The 20,834-nt window shown below is 33.7% G+C and carries 16 protein-coding genes; 10 read left to right on the forward strand and 6 right to left on the reverse strand.

Annotated elements, in window-relative coordinates; genetic code table 11:
• Positions 1–271 precede the first annotated feature (271 nt).
• From NJT12_RS06470 to NJT12_RS06500, 7 genes are all read left to right on the forward strand, one after another.
• Complete coding sequence (locus NJT12_RS06470; protein WP_271335070.1) at positions 272–718, forward strand: GNAT family N-acetyltransferase; 447 nt, start codon at positions 272–274, stop codon at positions 716–718.
• A gap of 94 nt (positions 719–812) precedes the next feature.
• Positions 813–2,273, forward strand: a complete 1,461-nt coding sequence (locus NJT12_RS06475) for a lipopolysaccharide biosynthesis protein (RefSeq protein ID WP_271335139.1) — start codon at positions 813–815, stop codon at positions 2,271–2,273.
• A gap of 29 nt (positions 2,274–2,302) precedes the next feature.
• Positions 2,303–2,737, forward strand: a complete 435-nt coding sequence (dut, locus tag NJT12_RS06480; protein WP_041519815.1) for a dUTP diphosphatase — start codon at positions 2,303–2,305, stop codon at positions 2,735–2,737.
• Positions 2,738–2,870: 133 nt separating this feature from the next.
• The gene (locus NJT12_RS06485) at positions 2,871–3,887 is read left to right on the forward strand and encodes a sugar phosphate nucleotidyltransferase (RefSeq protein WP_271335071.1); all 1,017 of its coding nucleotides are present in this window, start codon (positions 2,871–2,873) and stop codon (positions 3,885–3,887) included.
• A 48-nt stretch (positions 3,888–3,935) separates the two neighbouring features.
• Positions 3,936–5,288 (forward strand): tetratricopeptide repeat protein, encoded by a 1,353-nt coding sequence (locus NJT12_RS06490; protein WP_271335072.1) that lies wholly within the window; start codon positions 3,936–3,938, stop codon positions 5,286–5,288.
• A 6-nt stretch (positions 5,289–5,294) separates the two neighbouring features.
• On the forward strand, positions 5,295–6,077 hold the full coding sequence (gene lolB1 / locus NJT12_RS06495) for a lipoprotein insertase outer membrane protein LolB1 (RefSeq protein ID WP_271335073.1): 783 nt from the start codon (positions 5,295–5,297) through the stop codon (positions 6,075–6,077).
• Between the two features lie 23 nt (positions 6,078–6,100).
• On the forward strand, positions 6,101–7,381 hold the full coding sequence (locus tag NJT12_RS06500) for a murein hydrolase activator EnvC family protein (protein WP_271335074.1): 1,281 nt from the start codon (positions 6,101–6,103) through the stop codon (positions 7,379–7,381).
• Positions 7,382–7,483: 102 nt separating this feature from the next.
• Here NJT12_RS06500 and NJT12_RS06505 read toward each other — a convergent pair whose 3' ends face one another.
• The 3 genes from NJT12_RS06505 to NJT12_RS06515 form a co-directional block, all read right to left on the reverse strand.
• A complete protein-coding gene (locus NJT12_RS06505) occupies positions 7,484–9,064 on the reverse strand; it encodes a RagB/SusD family nutrient uptake outer membrane protein (RefSeq protein ID WP_271335075.1) in 1,581 nt (526 codons plus the stop codon).
• 18 nt (positions 9,065–9,082) lie between these two features.
• On the reverse strand, positions 9,083–12,073 hold the full coding sequence (locus NJT12_RS06510; RefSeq protein WP_271335076.1) for a SusC/RagA family TonB-linked outer membrane protein: 2,991 nt from the start codon (positions 12,071–12,073) through the stop codon (positions 9,083–9,085).
• Positions 12,074–12,495: 422 nt separating this feature from the next.
• Positions 12,496–12,870 carry a CBS domain-containing protein gene (locus NJT12_RS06515; protein ID WP_271335077.1) on the reverse strand — a complete coding sequence of 125 codons (375 nt, stop codon included), beginning with the start codon at positions 12,868–12,870 and terminating at the stop codon, positions 12,496–12,498.
• Between the two features lie 240 nt (positions 12,871–13,110).
• On the opposite strand from NJT12_RS06515, the gene rbfA reads away from it, so the two are divergent.
• The 3 genes from rbfA to NJT12_RS06530 all read left to right on the forward strand — a co-directional run bounded on the left by rbfA (position 13,111) and on the right by NJT12_RS06530 (position 16,303).
• A complete protein-coding gene (gene rbfA / locus NJT12_RS06520; RefSeq protein ID WP_140503958.1) occupies positions 13,111–13,503 on the forward strand; it encodes a 30S ribosome-binding factor RbfA in 393 nt (130 codons plus the stop codon).
• Between the two features lies 1 nt (position 13,504).
• Positions 13,505–14,704 (forward strand): ABC transporter permease, encoded by a 1,200-nt coding sequence (locus NJT12_RS06525; protein WP_271335078.1) that lies wholly within the window; start codon positions 13,505–13,507, stop codon positions 14,702–14,704.
• 171 nt (positions 14,705–14,875) lie between these two features.
• Positions 14,876–16,303, forward strand: coding sequence for an MATE family efflux transporter (locus NJT12_RS06530; protein WP_271335079.1), 1,428 nt, complete (start codon positions 14,876–14,878; stop codon positions 16,301–16,303).
• A 223-nt stretch (positions 16,304–16,526) separates the two neighbouring features.
• Here the strand turns inward: NJT12_RS06530 and dusB are convergent, their stop codons facing one another.
• The 3 genes from dusB to NJT12_RS06545 form a co-directional block, all read right to left on the reverse strand.
• Entirely contained in the window at positions 16,527–17,519 is a 993-nt protein-coding gene (gene dusB, locus NJT12_RS06535; RefSeq protein WP_271335080.1) for a tRNA dihydrouridine synthase DusB, read from the reverse strand.
• 356 nt (positions 17,520–17,875) lie between these two features.
• Complete coding sequence (flxY, locus tag NJT12_RS06540; RefSeq protein ID WP_271335081.1) at positions 17,876–19,165, reverse strand: flexirubin biosynthesis putative acyl-CoA ligase FlxY; 1,290 nt, start codon at positions 19,163–19,165, stop codon at positions 17,876–17,878.
• On the reverse strand, positions 19,162–20,829 hold the full coding sequence (locus tag NJT12_RS06545; protein ID WP_271335082.1) for a C45 family autoproteolytic acyltransferase/hydrolase: 1,668 nt from the start codon (positions 20,827–20,829) through the stop codon (positions 19,162–19,164). The genes flxY and NJT12_RS06545 overlap by 4 nt, the downstream gene beginning before the upstream one ends.
• Positions 20,830–20,834 lie beyond the last annotated feature (5 nt).

Genomic DNA, 20,834 nt, shown 5'->3' on the forward strand with positions numbered 1-20,834 from the left:
TTGAGGGTTACATTTCAGCAGAATCAATCCCTTTGCTTTGTCTTTCGTGGGAACAAACTAGCTTTATTAGTCCCAATGCTTTGCTTTTTTTAGAAGGGTTGTATTTTAGCTTTACTCATTCCCTTTGATACAAAGTTAGTATAGAAGTGCTTGGAATAGTTTATACAATTTTTTTTCTTTATTATAGATTTCACACTTGTCCTTATGAAAGCATTATATCAGCGACAATGAAAAAAAAATGAGTATTTTTGACGTCTATTTTTTTATTACAATGAATCTACAAATAAAAGAGCTTACTACGATAGAAGCAATGCTGAGTGAAATTGAAACGATGCGATTTCTGTATCCTAATCTATCTGTAGCAAAATATCATGAATATCTTTCTGATATGGTTCCTCATAACTATATACAGATTGCAGTTTTTGATGAAGATGTTTGTATGGGAATTACGGGGTGTTGGTCTGCGACTAAATTATGGACTGGCAAATATCTTGAAATTGATAACTTTGTAGTAAATCCTAATTTTCGTTCTAAAGGAATTGGAAAACTCCTTACAGATTTTATCGAAAAAAAGGCTTTATATCTTGACTGCAGTTCTATAGTTTTAGATGCTTTTACCGGAAATTTTGCTGCTCATCGCTTTTATTACAATCAGGGTTATGAACCAAAGGGTTTTCATTTTGTTAAAATTCTGGACGAAAAAAAACTTACACAATAAAATAACAAGCCAATTTTTTTATTGAACCTACAAAATCAATAATAAACCAAAGAATTGGTTATTTTTGTTTTACAAACTTTATTATACAATTATTTTGGGATTATATAAAAATCTGTTCAAACAAACTGCTATTTACGGACTAGCGACGGTATTACCAAGAATGCTAAGTTTTTTATTGGTAAGATTGTATACTGGTATTTTACCAACTGCAGAATATGGCGAGGTTTCGATCGTTTTGTCATGGATGGTTTTCTTTAATGTGGTTCTTTCATACGGAATGGAAACAGCTTTTTTTAGATTCTACAGTGCCGAGGATGATAAGAAAAATGTAATCGCCACTTCGACGATATCAATCTTTTGGTCGTCAATTATTTTCTTATTTGTAGCCTTGATTTTCAGGAATACACTGGCAAATCTTGCGGAAGTTGATGTACAGTATATTACATACACCGTTTGGATCTTAGTTTTGGATGCTTTGGTTTTGATACCTTTTTCTAAACTTAGAGCCAATCAAAGGCCAATGATGTATGCAGCAATTAAAATAGGAAATGTAGTAATCAACTTATTACTGAATATATTTTTCTTAATTTATTTACCTAAACTTGCAGCTTCACATCCTAATTCGGTTTGGGATAATTTGTATGTTGAGAATTTCCAGATCGCTTATATTTTCATAGCCAATCTGTTGGCCAGTTTAGCTACTTTTATAGTGCTGTCACCAAATTATCTTTCACTTGGAAAAAAATTCGATCCCGTACTTTGGAAAAAAATGATGAAATACGGTTTGCCAATTTTGGTTGCAGGACTGGCGTTTGCTGTTAACGAGCATTTTGATAAAATTCTTCTGGGATATTTGTTACCACAAAATCTTGCAAAATCTGAAGTTGGGGCTTACTCTGCATGTTACAAATTAGGTTTGTTTATGGTTTTGTTTGCAACAGCCTTTAGATTAGGAATAGAACCTTTCTTTTTTAGTCATGCAAAAAATGCAAATGCACCACAAACATATGCTGTAATCACAAAATATTTCGTTATTCTGGGTTCCTTAATTTTATTAGGAGTTATTGTTTTTGCAGATGTTTTAAAATATCTTTTGCTTGACAATAAAGCCTATTGGGAAGCGATGAAAGTAGTACCGCTAATTATATTGGCGAACTTCTTTTTAGGAATTTACAACAACTTGTCGGTTTGGTATAAACTAACAGACAAAACAAAAATTGGAGCTTATATTTCTATTGTCGGAGCCGTTATAACATTGGTTTTAAATTATTTTTTAATTCCAAAATACAGCTACTACGGTTCAGCAATTGCAACGATCTCAGCTTACGGAAGTATGATGTTGATTTCTTATCTTTTAGGAAACAAATACTATCCAATACCCTATGATATGAACAAAATTGGAGCTTATTTGGGAATTTCAATCGTATTTTCGGCTATTTCTTTTTACGGATTTAGAGAGAATTATTTCGTTGGAGTTCCGTTATTATTAGGATTCATGTATTTTGTGTATCACAATGAAAAAGAGACTATCAAAGGAATTATGAATAGAAAGTAGTTTTACTTTTTAATCTTTTAAAATAAAAAATGAAAATACAAATTATCAACAAATCACAGCACGCTTTACCAAACTACGAAACAATTGCTTCGGCAGGAATGGATCTACGTGCCAATTTAACTGAATCAATTACGTTAAAACCATTAGAAAGAACTATTGTAAAAACAGGACTTTTTATTGAATTACCAATTGGTTACGAAGCACAAGTTAGACCAAGAAGTGGATTAGCGGCGAAAAAAGGAGTAACTGTTTTAAATTCTCCCGGAACTGTTGACGCTGATTATAGAGGTGAAATAGGTGTAATTTTAGTAAATTTATCAAATGAAGTTTTTGTAATCGAAAACGGAGAAAGAATTGCACAATTGATTATTGCCAAACACGAAAGAGCAGAATGGATTGAAGTAGAAGAACTTTCTGAAACTTCAAGAGGCGAAGGCGGTTTTGGAAGTACTGGAGTGAAGTAGTCTTCAGTCTCAGTCTCAGAAATCAGTTTTTGCACTTTGCGTTCTTAAAAATGAAATGAATAAACATAGCAAACTTTGCAAATCCCGATAGCTATCAGGATTGCGAACTTTGCGGTTAAATAAAAAAATACAAATGAAAATAATCGTTCCAATGGCGGGTCGAGGATCAAGACTTAGGCCACATACTTTAACTGTTCCAAAACCATTAATTCCTGTTGCGGGAAAATCTATTGTTCATCGTTTAGTCGAAGACATTGCTGAAATATTAAAAGAACCTATCGAAGAAGTTGCTTTTATTTTGGGAGATCCTGCTTTTTTTGGAGATGATCTTGTAACAAGTTTAGAAGAATTGGCAGGAAGCTTAGGAGCAAAAGCTTCGATCTATCGCCAGGATTTACCATTAGGAACGGGTCACGCTATTATGTGTGCAAAAGATTCTTTATCAGGACCGGCAGTTATTGCGTATGCAGATACTTTGATCAGAGCCGATTTTGAATTAGATCCTTCTGCTGATGCTGTAATTTGGGTAAAACAAGTAGAACAGCCGGAAGCATTTGGTGTAGTAAAATTAAACACTAATAATGAAATCGTAGAATTAGTCGAAAAACCAAAGGAATTCGTAAGTGATCTGGCAGTTATCGGAATCTATTATTTTAAAGAAGTTGGCGATTTGAAAAAAGAACTTCAGGGCGTTTTGGATAACAATATCCAGAATGGGGGAGAATATCAAATCAACGACGGAATCAAAGCGATGATGGCGAACGGTAAAGTTTTTAAAACCGGAAGCGTTGACGAATGGATGGATTGCGGAAACAAAGATGTAACCGTTGAAACGAATTCAAGAATGTTAGGGTTTTTACATAATGATGGAGAACATTTAGTAGATTATGATGTTACATTAGAAAACTCAACGATTATTCCTCCTTGTTATATTGGCGAAAATGTAGTGTTGAAAAATGCAACAGTTGGTCCTAATGTATCTATCGGGAAAGGATGTCATGTTATTGACAGTACTATCAAAAACAGTTTAGTACAAACTTATTCTCAAATAAAAAATGCAAATTTAGACAATGCAATGATAGGAAATCACGTTGTTTATGATGGTAAGTTTACCAGTATCAGTATTGGTGATTATTCAGTTTTAGAATAAATGCAAGTTTAAAGAGATTCGTTTTTGTTTAAAGATTAAATTGTAGAGATGATACAAAAAGGAGTTATAGTTATTTTATTTTTCGTTTTGCTTGGCAATCCAATTTCGGTTATGGCACAGACAGAACCGGAAGATATTGCTATGGCGACTGATGAATATCAAGATGCTTTTTATGAATCATTAAAACAAAAAGGAATTGAAAATTATGATAAAGCCATTACCTCATTAGAGAAATGTGTTAAACTAAAACCTAATGATGCCGTTGCTTATTTTGAATTAGGCAAAAATTATCTGTCCTTAAAAGATTATCGGGATGCACAGGACTCGTTTGAAAAAGCGACACAATTAGATCCAAAAAACAAATGGTATTGGTTAGGGATTTACGATGTAAGTTATGAAACCAAGAATTATCCTTTGGCAATTGAGACAATTCAAAAAATAATTGCTTTTGATGAAGAGTATAAAGACGATTTGATTTCGTTGTACATGATCACCAATCAATTTGATAAGGCGTTGGTGACTATCAATGAAATGAATGATAAATTCGGGAAATCAGAAGATCGCGATCGTTATAAATTGCAGATTTTATCTCAGGGAAAGTATCAGAATGCTGAAATAGCTAATTTGACTGATCAGATCAAGCAACATCCAAAAGAAGAATCGAATTATTTGAACCTGATTTTTTTATATTCGAAATCAGAGGAAACCGATAAGGCTTTAGAGGTAATGAAACAATTGGCAAAAGAAATTCCGAACTCTGAATGGGCTCAAGTCAGTATGTTTAAAGTATATCTTGATGCCAACCAGGCTGATAAAGCTATTAAGTCGATGAATATGATTTTGTCAAGCCCAAAAATTGATTTAAAAATAAAGCATCGTACATTGAATGAATTTTTGATTTATGTGAATAAAAATCCGCAATACGCTCCGGATCTAGAAAAAGCAATTGCTTATTTCGATAATGATAAAGAAGTAGATGTTGCAAAAGAAATAGGAAAATTTTATCATAGTAAAGGTCAGTATGAAAATGCAATCAAGTATTATGAGAAAGATTTAAAAGCAAATTCAGATACAGATCGTGAAACCAATTTGTTGTTACTTGAAGTCTATACATTGGCAAAACAATACGAGCCAATGACAAAAAGAGCAATGAATATGATCGAAGTATATCCAAGCCAGCCTCAGTTTTATTATTATGCCGGTTTAGGAAATAATCAGTTAAAACAATTTAAAAACGCAAAAACCGTTTTAGAAATGGGCCTGGATTATGTAGTGGATGATAATACGCTCGAAGCAAATTTTAATATTCAATTAGGAGAGGCTTATAATGGTTTGGGAGATGCTAAGAAAAAAGAGGAATACTTTTTGAAGGCAAATGAGTTATTAAAGAAAAAAAAGTAAATTCAGATGAAAAGATATATAGCATTAGTATTGGTAACTGCTTTTATGGTTTCTTGTAAATCAAAGGCTGTTGCGGTACAAAATAATAACGACACAAAGGAAGTTATTACAAAAGTAGACAGAAAAGCAATTGACAAACATTATGATAATAAGTTAGATTTTTCGACTTTATATATAAAAGCAAGTGCAAAATATGCTGATGAAAAACAAAGCCAAAATGTTACGGCAGATATTAGAATCGAAAAAGACAAACAAATTTTAGTGAGTGTTCGTTTTTTGGGAATTACAATGGCAAAGGCCTTGATAACACCAACATCTGTAAGTTATTATGAAAAAATAAACAGTACTTATTACGATGGTGATTTTAGCAGTTTAAGCAAATGGCTAGGTACTGAATTAGATTATAGTAAAGTTCAGAATTTATTAGTTGGAGAAGCGCTTGATGATTTAAGAAAGGGAAAATATGCGCAAACAATTGTTGAAAACCTTTTTAAACTGGAAGATGAAAAAGAGGCTAGTATAAAAAAATCCTTCTATTTAGATGCGGATAAATATTTAGTGCAAAAAGAAGAGATTTCTCAACCATCAGAAAACAGATTGTTGCAAATTTCATACGCTGACAGCAAAACTTATAATCAGGGAATACTTCCTACGAGTATTGAGATTAGTGCAATTCAGCCAAAAGGAAAAACGAATATTAATTTGAATTACAATACCATTTCGTTTAATGAAGAACTTTCTTTTCCTTATAGTGTGCCAAGTGGTTATAAAAAAGTTATAATTAAGTAAATTTGCAAAAAGAAAATATAAACATGCCAAAATTTCTCCTAAGTCTAATTTTTATATGTGCCACTACATTTATGTGGGCGCAAGATTCGCAACAAGAAAAACTTGAACAGCGTAAAGCTCAGATTCAACAGGAAATTAGAGATAATGAAAAAATGCTGCAGTCTGTAAAGACAAAAGAAAAATCAGCAGTAAATGTTTTTTTGATTCAGGCAAATAAAATTAAACTGAAAGAGAAACTGATTAATACTACAGCAAAACAAGAGAAACTTTTAAGTAATGATATGTATATTAATCAGGTTAAGGTTAATAAACTAAAAAAGGAACTGGAAGTACTAAAAGCAGATTATGCAAAAATGATTTTAAAATCTTATAAAAGCAGATCTGAACAAAGCAGGGCAATGTTTATTTTATCTTCAGAAAGTTTTTTGCAAGCGTATAAAAGAGCACAATATTTAAAACAATATACCAATTTTAGAAAAAATCAAGGTCTTGAAATTCAATCAAAAACAGCGCAATTAGTTGATTATAATTCCAAACTGGATGGACAAAGAAAGGTTAAGAAAAAAATTATTGTTGAAAATGAAAAGGAAAAACAAAGTTTAGAAGTAGAGAAACAAGAACAGCAAAAGATTGTTAACTCTCTTAAGAAAGATAAAAATAAAATTATTGCCGATACAAAATCGAAACAACAGGAATCGAGAAGAATCGATGCTAAAATTAAGGAGCTTATCCGTGAACAAATTAGATTAGCCAATCAAAGAGCCGAAGAAGAAAGACGTAGGAGAATTGCAGAAGGAAAAGCCAGTGAAGCAGAGAAAGCAGAGTCAGCAGCACCTAAAAGTTATTCATCAGATAGAATTACATTAACTCCGGAAGGTAAAATTTTAGCTGCAGATTTTAAAGCAAACAGAGGAAAACTGCCTTGGCCGGTAGAAAAAGGATTTATATCACTTGGTTATGGAGATCAGCCCCATCCGATATATCCAACACTTACTGTTCATAATTCAGGAGTAGAGATTACGACTGAACAAGGAGCAAGTGCACGTGCAGTATTTGAAGGAGTAGTATCAAAAGTTATCGCCTTGTCTCCTGTAAACAGAGCTGTTTTTATTCAGCATGGAGATTACTTTACAGTATATCAAAACCTAAGTCAGGTATCTGTTGAACAAGGTGATAAAGTAAAAGTGAAACAAGTTATTGGAAAAGTAAGAACTAGTGGAGATACAGGAAAAACAATTATTAAGTTTCTGATCCTTCAAAATACATCAAATAACAATCCGGAAGGATGGCTGCAAAACAGATAGTAGAGCATCTAAAAGGTTAAAATATACAATAAGCCAATTGATTTGAGCTTTAAAAAAATCCTTTTCACCAGCATCAAACTGGCGAAAAGGATTTTTTATTTTTTAATTGCTTACGTTATCTGGATTCTGAATTAATGCAGGATTAGAGTCAAGATCATATCGTGGGATCTTAAATAAGAAATTCTTAGAAGGAATAAATTGCAGCGGATTGTTCACATACATATTAATCTTATTGTCATTTCCCCACTTCACATGATTCGAAACATTTTTACCAATACGATTCGTTCTCAATTCATCAAAAAACAAAACACCTTCACCAACAAATTCCCATCCTCTCTCTATGTAAATAGCATCTGCAAAATCTTCTTTGCTTAAACCTGGTGTCAGATCAGGCAAATTTGCCCTGTTTCGTATTCTGTTGATATAAGTATAAGCAGCTGCCGGTCCGTTGATTTCATTCTCTGCTTCGGCATAATCTAACAATACATCAGCATATCGAATTGCATAAGAATTTGTCTGAGGTTTTTTTAATGAGGCAGAACTTTCTGTACGGTCATAAAATTTTAGATTTCCGGGTGAGGCAGTTTTCCATCCTTTAGATCCCGGAAAAAAACCTTTGTCTTCAGGTACAAATTCTATCGTTTGTATAATATGGCTCGAATTTCCTTTTTCAGTTACATTTACACGTGTTAAAAAGCTGCCCTCTTTTCGTGTGTCATCATTACTATAAGAAAGGTAATGTTGTATTGATGGACCAAATCTATGGTACATATAACAGCCAAGAGTAGTTTCGGTTATGTTTACACCAAACATTACATGATTGTTATTGAATTCATTTTCTACAGATCCATATTGGAGTTCAAATACAGATTCCATTCCGTTTTTGTTATTAGTATTCCACCAAAACCAAAGATCTTTAAAATTAGGCTGTAAGTTATATTGACTGGACTGAATTACTTTACCACAATAATCTTTAGATTTCTGGAAATACGATTTATCACCCGTCATGCCACCTCTGGTTAAATATAAATCACCAAGTAAGGCTTGTGCGGCTCCTTTTGATGCTCTCCAGATATTCCCATTTTTATAATCAGATTTCAGAGGTAAATTTTCTTCGGCATATTCCAGATCGGCGATGATATAAGCATACGTTTCATCCGTTGTTTTTCTTGCAATAGCGAGGTTTTTAAGCCCTTCTGTAAAAGTTTCAGGAATAGGGACACCACCATACATACGTACTAAATTATAATAGGTGGCAGCTCTCAGGAAACGGGCTTCTGCAAAATATTGCTTTTTTAAATTCTCGTCCATTTCAACATTTGCGCCTCTGCCAATAACCAGGTTCGCTCTGTTAATGATGTTGTAAGCATCATCCCAATTTGTAATCACCATTTTATCTGAATTATTCATATCAGACCACACATTCCAAAGTTGTGCATCGTCTTTTGCATAAGCCGGAGAACCAAATTCAGTTAATACCTCTAAATACATGATGTATTTATAATAACCATTAAATCCATTTTGATAACCATCATATACACCAACAAGTGCTGTATTTAGTTCTTCGGCATTTTTATAGTAATTGGCCGGAGATAAAAAAGTATACGGTTCTTCGTTTAGGTCTGTGCATTGCGAAAAAAACAATACCGCACAACCTGAAAAGATATATTTTAGAAATTTCATTTTTATATATTTTTAGAATTAAAACTTAGCAGTAAAACCAACAAGCATCGTTTTTACATACGGTGAATTTACACTGCCGCTCTCCGGATTGTATCCTCTGTGATTGGCAATATTGATGTAGTTTTGTGCATTTACATATACATTCAATTGTTTTATCCAGTCACTATGCTTGATTATACTGGACAGATTGTAAGCTAATTTGATGTTTTTAATTACAAAATAATTCCAGTCACCATTGGTACGATTTGAAAGATATACTTCCTGTGCACCAGCTTTTGGAAAATTTCCGTTCGGATTGGTAGGACTCCACATTCTGTCATAAGCATATTGGGTTGGAATGTAGTTTCTGTTCTGAATTTGATTTTCACCAAAAATCATGTAATTATTATCCTCATCAGAAGCAAGACCAGTTGCCCCTTGTCCGTAGATATCCAAAGTCATATTTTTATAACTTAGATTAGTAGAAATTCCATAGAAGAAATCCGGAGAAGTTGATCCGATATTCATATAATCATCATTGTTAATGATTTTATCTCCATTTTTATCAACATACATTTCTTCACCCAGTTTTGCTGTTGGACGAATTTGCTGATAAGCCGTAAGTTGTTCCTGTGTTTTGATAATACCGGCAGATTCACGTGCCCAAACACTATTTACAGGTTGACCTACAATTAGATATTTAGCAATTCCGGCTGATGAACTTCCAATATTAATGCGTTGTACATCCCCATATAAACTTACAATCTCGTTTTTGTTTTTAGAGAAATTGGTACTTACATCCCATTTAAAATCAGAATCGATTATTTGAACTTTCGCCGTAACTTCAAATCCAATATTTTTGACCTCACCAATATTTTGCAGCATACTTGAATAACCTGAAGTCGTAGGAATAGGGACATTATATAATAAATCAGAAGTTTGTCTTTGATAAAAATCTAAATTCAGATCAAACCTTTTCCATAAAGTCAGGTCTATTCCAACATTGTATTGAATATTGCGTTCCCATTTTAAATCCGGATTTCCAATCGTTTCTACAAATCCGAAAATAGGATTGTTTTCATAAACATAATTTGCTTTTACAAGTTTAGACAGTGATTGATAATTACCAATTTCCTGATTTCCGGTAACACCATAACTAGCCCTTAGTTTTAATGCAGTTATTGTAGCATTATCTTTTAAAAACTTTTCTTTGTCAATTCTCCAGCCTAGTCCCACAGAAGGAAAAAATCCCCATTTATTATTATCCCCAAAGCGAGAGGATCCATCATAGCGGCCAGTTAATGTGATGAGATATTTTTCATCATATGCATAAGATGTTCTGGCAGTCCAGGAAATTAGTTTGCTTGAATATTTGTTAGAAGAATTTGTAATACTTCCCCTGTCAGCATAAGTAATATCATTTGCTCCAGTAGCATCATTTTGAAAACCGGATCCCCTGACACCTAAATCTTCATATACATATTCCTGCCATGAATATACCCCGGTTGCCGTAAAACTGTGTTTGTCATTCCAGGTATTAGAATAGCTTAAAATATTATCTGTTAACTGAGAAGTTTGTCTTCTGTAATATTGAGATCCTGTCCCTGTACTGCCGGATCCTATTCCTGCGGTTGATTTTGAGGTATAATATTCGTATTGTTTTTCATTAGAAACATCAACGCCAAAATTGGTATTAAAAGTTACATTTTTGATAGGTTTAAAATGAGCATATACATCCCCCAAAACACGATCAGAAGATGTTTCATTCGTCATTTCTGCTGCTTCTGAAACAGGATTCCAGGTACCTTCAAAGTAAGAACTGATAGAAGGATCTTCTGTAGCATAATGCCAGCTTCCGTCAGGATTTTTAACCGGTATTGTTGGCCATCCGTATCGAAAGATGTCTCCGGTAGGATTATTACGAATGTCCCTTTGCGAACGTCCCACCTGCAAATGAGTTCCTACCGTAAGCCACGGTTTATATTCATGGTTCAGATTCGTCCTAAGAGTCATTTTTTTAAACCCGGAAGCCTCTACAATTCCGTCTTGCGAAAAAATGTTTCCGGAAAGCAAGTAAGTCGTATTGTCTTTACCTCCACTAAAAGACAGAGAATAATTTTGCATTTGAGCCATATTCCTGATGACTTCGTCCTGCCAGTTCACATTGATATTTGGGGCAGGATTGGTAGAAGAGTAAACAGGTTTACCTGTTGAGTTGGTATATGCCGTGTTGATGAAATTGATAAAATTATCCCTGTCCAATGTTTTAGGTAATCGTGTTGGTGTCGAAATACCGCTGGTACCAACAATCTCTAAATTGTTTTGTCCTTTTTTTCCTTTTTTGGTTGTAATAAGAATAACACCATTTGCACCTCTGGAACCATATATCGCTGCAGACGAGGCATCTTTAAGGATCTCCATTGATTCTATATCATTAGAACTAATATCGTTTAGGTTGCTGTTGACCAACGGAAATCCGTCAACAACAATCAAAGGATCATTGCCCGCACTAACAGAACCATTACCACGAATTCTTATTTTAGGAGAAGCGCCGGGAGAAGAATCATTATTAAGAACTGCAACACCAGCAGCGCGACCCTGAACAGCTTCAAGAGGATTTGAACTGGTAACAGTGTTGAGAACATCTCCCTTAATTTGAGTTATAGAACCTGTCAGGTCACTCTTTTTCATTGTTCCGTAGCCAACGACAACAACTTCTTTAAGTTCCGAAACTTCGTCAGCAAGGATAATATTAATAACAGAAGACTGGTCGACGGTTTTCTCGATCGTCATTGACCCTGTAGAACTAAAAATCAAGATACTTCCTGTATTTGCGCTGATAGAATAATTTCCGTCAAAATCAGAGATCGAACTGACCTGAAATCCCTTAATTATAATGTTTGCACCCGGAATTGGAACTCCGTTTGAATCGGTTATTGATCCGGTCACCATTTTGTTCTGCGCAAGACCTGTCCAGTGCATCAAAATGGAAAAGATCAAAATAATCAAATGATTAATTTTGGTTTTCATAAATATAAATTTGGTTAGTTATAGTTAACTAAACTTATTTATATCCTGATCTCTTTGTATCCTGTTCTATCCTGCTAGTTTTGAAGTGTATAAGTGTTTTTGACTACTCTTATGCCAGTAATTTTCCTTTGAGTGGTTGATTTACTGGTTCTTATGTTTGTTGAAATTAAAATATGTTTTTGCGAAAAAGATGATTTATTTTTATAAAAATAGGTTTTTATTGTCAATAATAAATTTGTCTAATATTCATTTAAAGCTGTTTATTTTATAATTATGACATATAAAGTATTAATATTTTGATTTTAATAGATCGATAAATTAAAAAATAGCCACAAAAAAAGGAGCTTAATTAGCTCCCTTTTTGTAATGAATTATAATTTAATCGTATTGTTCCAGAAAATACTTTAAAACATCAGTTGTAGTTACAATACCTTTAAGTTCCCGTTATCAACTACAGGAAGAGCATGAAATTCTTCTTTTGCAAAAATTTCTGCCAAATCTCTTATAATAGTATCAGACGATACTGTTTTTGGCTTCGTAGTCATTACCTGAGCAATAGTCAGCATATCCAGGATTGCTTCATCAGCACCTTCTTGTCCTTCAAATAAAGCACCAAAAGTCAATCTGTTAATATCAGATCTGCTAATAATACCAATTACATCTTTGCCGCGAAGAATGGGAATGTGGCGAATAGTGTGTTTCTTTAATGTTTCTACTACTTTTCTCAGACCATCATTCTCGTTTACAGTCACAACACTTTTAGTCATTATATGACTTATTGGTTCTCTTTTTTTCATAATTGATACGTTTTAATGTTAAATCAAATATGTAGAATATTTCTCATAAAAAACATGATTTTTGTCATGTCTCCTATGTAATTGGTTTAAGTTTTAATAAGTTTCTTTTTTATGTTTTTATTTAAAAAAAGGATCAAAATTGTAACTTTATAAAAGATAAAACAGATAAGAGTATAAAAATCATCCTTATTGTTCATTTGAAATTGTATCCATTGAAATTTAAAATAGTATTTTTGCAACATGGAAACAAATAGACAGAAAAAAATAGGCGGTGTCATCCAAAAAGATTTGGTTGATATTCTGCAAGGTGAAGTGAGAAAAAACGGAATTAATAATTTGGTAATTTCGGTATCCAAAGTTAGTGTTACTTCAGATTTATCTGTGGCAACAGTTTATTTAAGCATTTTTCCACAAGAGAAAGCCAAGGAAACTTTAGAAGGTATAAAATCAAACAGTACTTTGATCAAACATGATTTATCGCAACGTGTACGTTTGCAATTACGTCGCGTACCAAACCTGGTATTCTTTATAGATGACTCATTAGATTATATTGAAAAAATTGATAACGCTTTATCAAATAGAGAAAACCCAATTGAAAATCGTGATCTTTTAGACAAAAGAAGAAAATTATAAATTGAATTTCCCCCTTTACATAGCCAAACGTTATATTTTTAGCAGAAGTAAAAACAATGCAATAAATATTATCAATCGCATTGCCAGCATGGGAATTATTGTTGGCACGATGGCTTTGTTTGTGGTTTTATCTGTTTTTAGCGGATTAAAGGTCTTTAGTCTTTCATTTACAAATGACATAGATCCTGACCTAAAAATTACCAGTACTTACGGAAAATCATTTTTAATCTCGCCGGAGCAGGAAAATCAGATTAAAAAAATTGATGGCGTTGTTTCGTACACTAAAATTATCGAAGAACGTGTTTTGTTTTTGTTTAAAGACAAACAACAAGTAACATACCTAAAAGGTGTTGACAAAAATTATCCGGTAGTAAACGATATTAAGAAAAAACTTTTTAACGGACAATGGCTAAAACCGGATACTTATCAGGTAGTTATTGGTTACGGAATTTCCAGAGAATTTTCTTTAGGAATACTTGATTTCGAAAATCCATTGCAAATATTTGCACCTAAACCAGGAAAAGGAGCAATCGAAAATCCTGAAGAGGCATTTAATAAAACGGATGTTTTACCGGTTGGAACCTATTCTGTAAGCGAAGATTTAGATTCAAAATATGTCTTTGCAGATTTGGGTTTAGCACAGGAATTATTGATGTACAAGCACAATCAAATCTCAGGAATTGAATTTAAGCTGAAAGATAATGCAGATGAAAATGCTGTTGGTGCTCAACTGAAAACAATTTTTCATAATAAGATCACATTAAAAAACAGAGCACAACTTAATGAGTCTTTGTATAAAATGCTGAACACCGAAAATATAGTGGTTTACCTGATTTTTACTTTGGTAATTATTGTAGCCCTTTTTAATTTAGTTGGAGCTTTGATTATGATGATTTTAGAAAAGAAGGGAAACCTGAAAACTCTTTTTAATCTTGGAACAGAAATCAATAGTCTTCGAAAAATATTCCTGCTTCAGGGAACGATATTAAGTGTTTTTGGAGGTATAACAGGTCTTGTTCTCGGGATTATTTTAGTTCTGTTGCAACAGCATTACGAACTTATTATGCTTACCCCAACTTTAGCTTACCCAGTGGTTTTTAATCTTGAAAACGTCCTTATTGTTATGGGAACCATTGTATCACTTGGTTTTATGGCTTCTTTAATTGCCAGCAGCCGCGTGAGTAAAAAGTTGCTGGATTAATATTTTCTCTTAAAAAATATTACTTATATTTATCCTCTCAAAAAACTACAGATTATGATTGTTTCTGCCTAATCCTATTTTATTTTTCGAATAATTAGGATACTTACGTTTATTTTTCTTCAGTTCAGATCATTGCATCTGGACTAATCTTATCATTTATCCTAATATATCATGACAGAAACTACAATAAAGAAAAGTTTATTTTCTAAAATTTTTACCACTTTAAAACAAGCCATCAAAGGAGATGAATCTTTTGATTATACTATAGGAAGCATCAAAAAAGCAGTTATTCTATTAGCCATTCCCATGGTTTTAGAAATGATGATGGAATCTGTTTTTGCTTTAGTCGATTTATACTTCGTAGGACATTTAGAACATAGCAGTTTTGCCATTCAAACTGTAGGCTTAACAGAGTCTGTGCTTACTATTATTTATTCAGTCGCCATTGGTATGAGTATGGCTGCAACTGCAGTTGTAGCACGACGCATTGGCGAAAAAGATCCTGTTGCTGCTGCAAAGGCAGGAATGCAGGCTATTATAGTTGCATTTTTGATTATTAGCGTAATCAGCATTTTGGGTGTTATTTATGCCAAAGAAATCCTGATTCTCATGGGTGCGTCTGAAGCTGCCGCAGAACATGGATATATGTTTACACAAATTATGATTGGGTCAAGCTTGTGTATCATGCTTTTATTTTTGATCAACGGAATATTTCGTGGAGCCGGAAATGCAGCCATTGCCATGAAAAGTCTATGGCTGGCGAATATTTGTAATATTATTTTATGTCCAATATTAATCAACGGATTTGGACCAATTCCTGCTTTTGGATTAACAGGTGCAGCGATCGCAACTACATTAGGAAGAAGCATTGGAGTATTGTATCAAGTGTATCATTTGTTTTTTGGAAATGGCGCTTTAAAAATTAAACTTTCCTATTTCATTCCCGATTTTGATCAGATAAAAGCATTAATAAAAATAGCAGCTCCGGGAGTTTTGCAGTTTGTAATTGCTTCTTGCAGTTGGATTTTTCTGGCGCAATTAGTAGCCACAACAGGTGGAGATCACGGTTCTGCAGGATATCAGACAGCACTTAGAATTATGATGTTTTTTATTCTTCCGGCTTGGGGATTAAGTAATGCCGCTGCAACATTAGTAGGGCAAAATCTGGGAGCCAAACAAATCGATCGTGCCGAAAAATCAGTTTACACAACAGCCAAATACAATGTCATTTTTATGGCAACGATCATGGTGATTACATTATGTTTTGGCCAGTATATTATTTCGTTTTTTACCAATGATGAATTGGTAAAAACAATCGCAGTCGAAGCGTTACAAATCATGAGTATCGGTTTTATCTTTTACGGAATAGGAATGGTTTTGATCAATACATTTAATGGGGCAGGAGATACCTGGACACCAACCGGAATTAATTTCTTTGGGTTTTGGCTGTTCCAAATTCCGCTAGCCTATGTATTGGCGAAGCATTTTAATATGGGACCAACAGGAGTTTTCATTGCAATTCCGGTTGCAGAAACTGCCATAACACTAGCGAGTATTTTCTTTTATAAAAGAGGAAAATGGAAACGAATTGAAGTCTAATAAAATGATACCGATACTGTAATAAAAAAAAAAAATTAATGGAGAACATCGCTTAGTATATAAAGTTTCAGGAACTAAGGGCATAGATCAAAAATGTGTAATCTTATAATGTAGATTTCATTATGATGATTAATAAAATAGAAAAAGACCTTCAAATTTGAAGGTCTTTCTTGTATAAGCATCTTTGTCAAAGTTTTAAAAATTTGACAAAGATTATGATATTTTAAACAAACTCATATCCTGCATAAACCTGTTCAATTTCTTTCATGATATTGAATAGATTTTCTGGTTCATCAGTCGTTACTAATTTTTGTTTGTATTCTTTAAAAGAGTGAATTCCTTTGAAATAATTGGTATAATGACGACGCATTTCAACAATTCCTAAACGTTCCCCTTTCCATTCCATCGACCACATAAGATGGTTTCTGGCGGCTTCTACACGATCAGCCACTGTTGGAGCAGGTAAGTGCTCACCCGTTTTAAAATAATGCTTTATTTCGTCAAAAATCCACGGATAACCAATTGCGGCACGACCAATCATGATGCCGTCGATTCCGTATTCATTTTTATATTTTAATGCTTTTTCAGGACTGTCGATATCGCCATTTCCAAAAATAGGCATTGTAATTCTCGGGTTGTTTTTTACACGTGCAATATGCGACCAATCGGCGTGGCCTTTATACATTTGTGCGCGGGTTCTGGCGTGAATCGTCAAAGCCTGAACACCAATGTCCTGAAGTCTTTCAGCAACTTCATCAATGTTGATCGAGTTATCATCCCAACCCAAACGAGTTTTTACTGTTACAGGCAAATCAGTACTTCTGATAACTGCTTTTGTCAAACGAATCATCAAATCTACATCTTTCAAAACTCCTGCTCCAGCACCTTTACAAACTACTTTTTTTACCGGACATCCAAAGTTAATATCCACTAAGTCAGGTTTTACGGTAGAAACAATTTTAGACGAAAGTGCCATTGCTTCTTCATCTCCACCAAAAATCTGAATGCCAACCGGACGTTCGTAATCAAAAATATCCAGCTTCATTCTGCTTTTGATAGCATCACGAATCAATCCTTCAGACGAAATAAATTCAGAGTACATCATGTCTGCGCCATGCGTTTTGCATAATCTGCGAAACGGCGGATCGCTCACATCTTCCATCGGAGCAAGTAATAAAGGAAATTCGGGTAATTCTATGTTGCCAATCTTGACCATCTTCAATATTTTGTGCAAAATTACAACATTTAGTTTAATTTGTACCAAATTGAGGTTCAAAGGTTCAGAGTAACAAAGGTTCAAAGGTTTTTAAATCCTATAAGTTAGATAGTTCATTTAATAAAAAGGGTTGGTTTTCTTAACTTTTGCAGTGTTTTGTCATTTCGACCGAAGGGAGACCCGAGCGATAGCGAACAGACGAAGTAAATCACACTAGAAACTCCGCAATCAAGGTCGCTAATCTTTGTCGAATCCCGAGTGTGATTTCTCTTCAGTCGAAATGACACGTAGAAGACTTTTACCATATAGAGAGAAACCTTTGTCCCTCTGAACCTTTGTAACTTTGTCCCTTTTTCCTAAACTCTGTAATCAAAAAAGCGGATTGGTTTTCGACTCATTGGGTTAAAAACCAAAGGATTCAAGGTTTCTTTTGAGGCGAATTCAATCTTTGGAGTTACTCTAAGTTTAGCTCTGAAATGATCTTTTATCTCTTGCAAAAATTCAGAAGATTGGTTTTTTGCTGCAATTTTAATCACAATTTCATCCGTCCCCAGATCGTTGGTAGAGATTTCGATAATATGATTTTCGATATTGTCAAAGCCACTCAAAACATCGTTCATCGCTGGCGGATAAAGTGTTGTGCCTTTGTATTTGATCATTTGTTTTTTACGTCCCACTACCGGACCAACACGCAAAGTATTTCTTCCGCAGGCGCAGGGACTGTTGTGTAACTGTACAATATCACCTGTTTTAAAACGCAATAAAGGCATGGCTTCAATACCTAAAGTGGTAAAAGTCAATTCGCCAATTTCACCGTCTTTTACAGGAATATTATTTTCATCCAGCACTTCTACAATAATCAATTCCGGATGGTGATGTCCGCCAACTCCATGCTCGCATTCTGTAAAAGCAGTGCTCATTTCTGTAGAAGCATAAGTCGAAAACAACTTAATATTCCATTTTTCAGTGATTTTATTCGACAAAATATTCATCGAAAAATCCTGATTTCTTAGCGATTCTCCAATGCAAATTGCACCTTTTATGCTTGAATTATTATAATCGATTCCATGAGCTTCCGCATATTCAATTAGCTTCAATAAAAATGAAGGTACGGTAATTAAATACGAAGGTTTATATTTTAAAATAGAATCCCATTGCAATTCCGGAATTCCGGCTCCAACGCGAATTACACCTACTTTTAGTTTTCGCAATCCAAGAAAATAAGCCAAACCGGCCATAAATTTTCTATCAATTGTTGTCATCAACTGCACTACATCGCCTTCTGCAATTCCGGCACAAGCAAACGAAATAGCTTCATTATAAGCCAATCGGTCAAGGTCAGAATCAGTTAAGCCAAACGTTACAGGATCACCTAAAGTTCCGGAAGTAGAAGCGTAGTCGATGATTTTATTTTGTGGAACACATAAAAAATCATCATTATATTCCTGTAAATCCTCTTTTGTGGTTACCGGTAAATGCTGTAAATCTTCGAGAGTTTTAACCTTCGAAATGTCAATGTTTTGTCCCGCAAAAAGACGTTTGTAAAAAGGTGAATTTTGACTGATATACTGTAAAAGTTCCGCTAATTTCTGCTCTTGAAAATTTTTAATTTGTTCTAAAGAATCTTTTTCTATTAATGGAATCATTGTAATTTTCTTTTGATTTTTTTTAAATACTTTTCAATGCCTGCTTTATCAGGTACAGTAGTGATTTCTTTGGTTAAAGCTTTTTCAAAATTAGTCTGAGAAAGCTGGTATTGTTTTTTTTGATAAAAGTACAACCCTGCTTTGTAATACACAACCCAATAATCAGGGTTTAAGGATTGATATTGTTGAATAAATTCAGGACTAATAACTTCTTTGTTTTTTAGATACAGATCTATTTTATCGTCTTCAATTCTAAATTGCTGATAGTTTTTATATTGTATGGTTTTCAGAAAAGGGTCTTTGGCAATATTTAAATTTTTCTGTTGGAAAGAAACAATTGATTTCGCTTTTCTTTCTTTAAAAATAGAATCTAAATTATAGCAGACAAATTCGCCTAACTGATAGGGATTTGCAGATACCCAAACTAGTTTTTCTTTTGGTTTAAAAATAACTCCGTGATGCGCCATCAATTGGTTCAGTGCTTTTTCGTTACCGTAACCCAGCGCCGTATTTTTTAGCCCGTCTTTATTTCTTAGAATTTGTGAGGCAATTTCAGGATTGATTTTAGGATTTTCTGCAAAAAGTTCCTGCATTCTTCCAAAGCGATATTGAGAATGACTATTCGCAATTTGAGATTGATTTTGCTTTTCGTTTTTTAAATCTTCTCCCTGAAAATGATTCGAACAAAATAACTGATCACTGTTTGGCACTTCATAAATATCCATTTTATTAGGTGAAACTTCAATTAAAATAGCTTTGTTATCAAATGCACTTCCTACCATAATAGATTCTGAAACAAAGACTTTCCTCTTTTTAGCAATCGCAATGGATTCATTAATATTTTTGGCGTGTTGTAAAATTTCACGGGTCAAAATCGAAATTGGTGTTTTAGCAATTAATGGGATTTTAGATTTAGAAGCATTAATCGTAACCGTCAAACCTTCTTTATTCATACCGGAAACAGCACCAATCATTCCGGGCCAGGTAACCATCATAAATTGGTGACCTTCTTTCGGATTAATAAAGGCAACGATTTTGTTTTCCGCGAAAGCGTCATTCACATAAAAGTCAAAATTACGTCCCAGGATTAAATTTCCGTTTTCAGATTTTTGTCCCCAGGCAGCAAAAGAAGAACAGCCCACCAAAGCCAAATCTTGAAGGGCATGACCAATATCGTGTGCGGCATGCAAGTATAAACTGCGTTGATATTGCGGTGCAATGTTATCAAAATCATGTGAAGTGTATTGCGAAACTCCAAAAATCTCCGTTTGATACTCTTCAGGTACATTCAGGTATAATTTTCGATTGTACCATTTTAGAAAATTACGAAGTAGGTTCTGTTGAAATTCCGAAGGAACGATATCCTTTATTTTAGAAAAAAAGATATGTTCCTGATTTTTTAAAAGAGAATCTGATAAAGCGCCAGTATTAAGACCAATTTCAAGAGGATCACCTTCAACGTATAATTCCCAAAGACCTTGTTTGTTTTTTAAAAGTGAATTTTTTCCTGAAACAAATACGCTGTCAGATTGTTTTCTTACAATTGGTTTCGCTGTATTATATTGAGAAATTTCAGGTTTATGACGCATCGATTTTGATGTTCCGCAAGCTGCTAACATCAATAAAAAACTAAAGAAAAATAATAATTTAATTAGGTTTTTCATACCTT

Source organism: Flavobacterium azizsancarii, assembly GCF_027980145.1.
Taxonomy (GTDB): Bacteria; Bacteroidota; Bacteroidia; order Flavobacteriales; family Flavobacteriaceae; genus Flavobacterium; species Flavobacterium azizsancarii.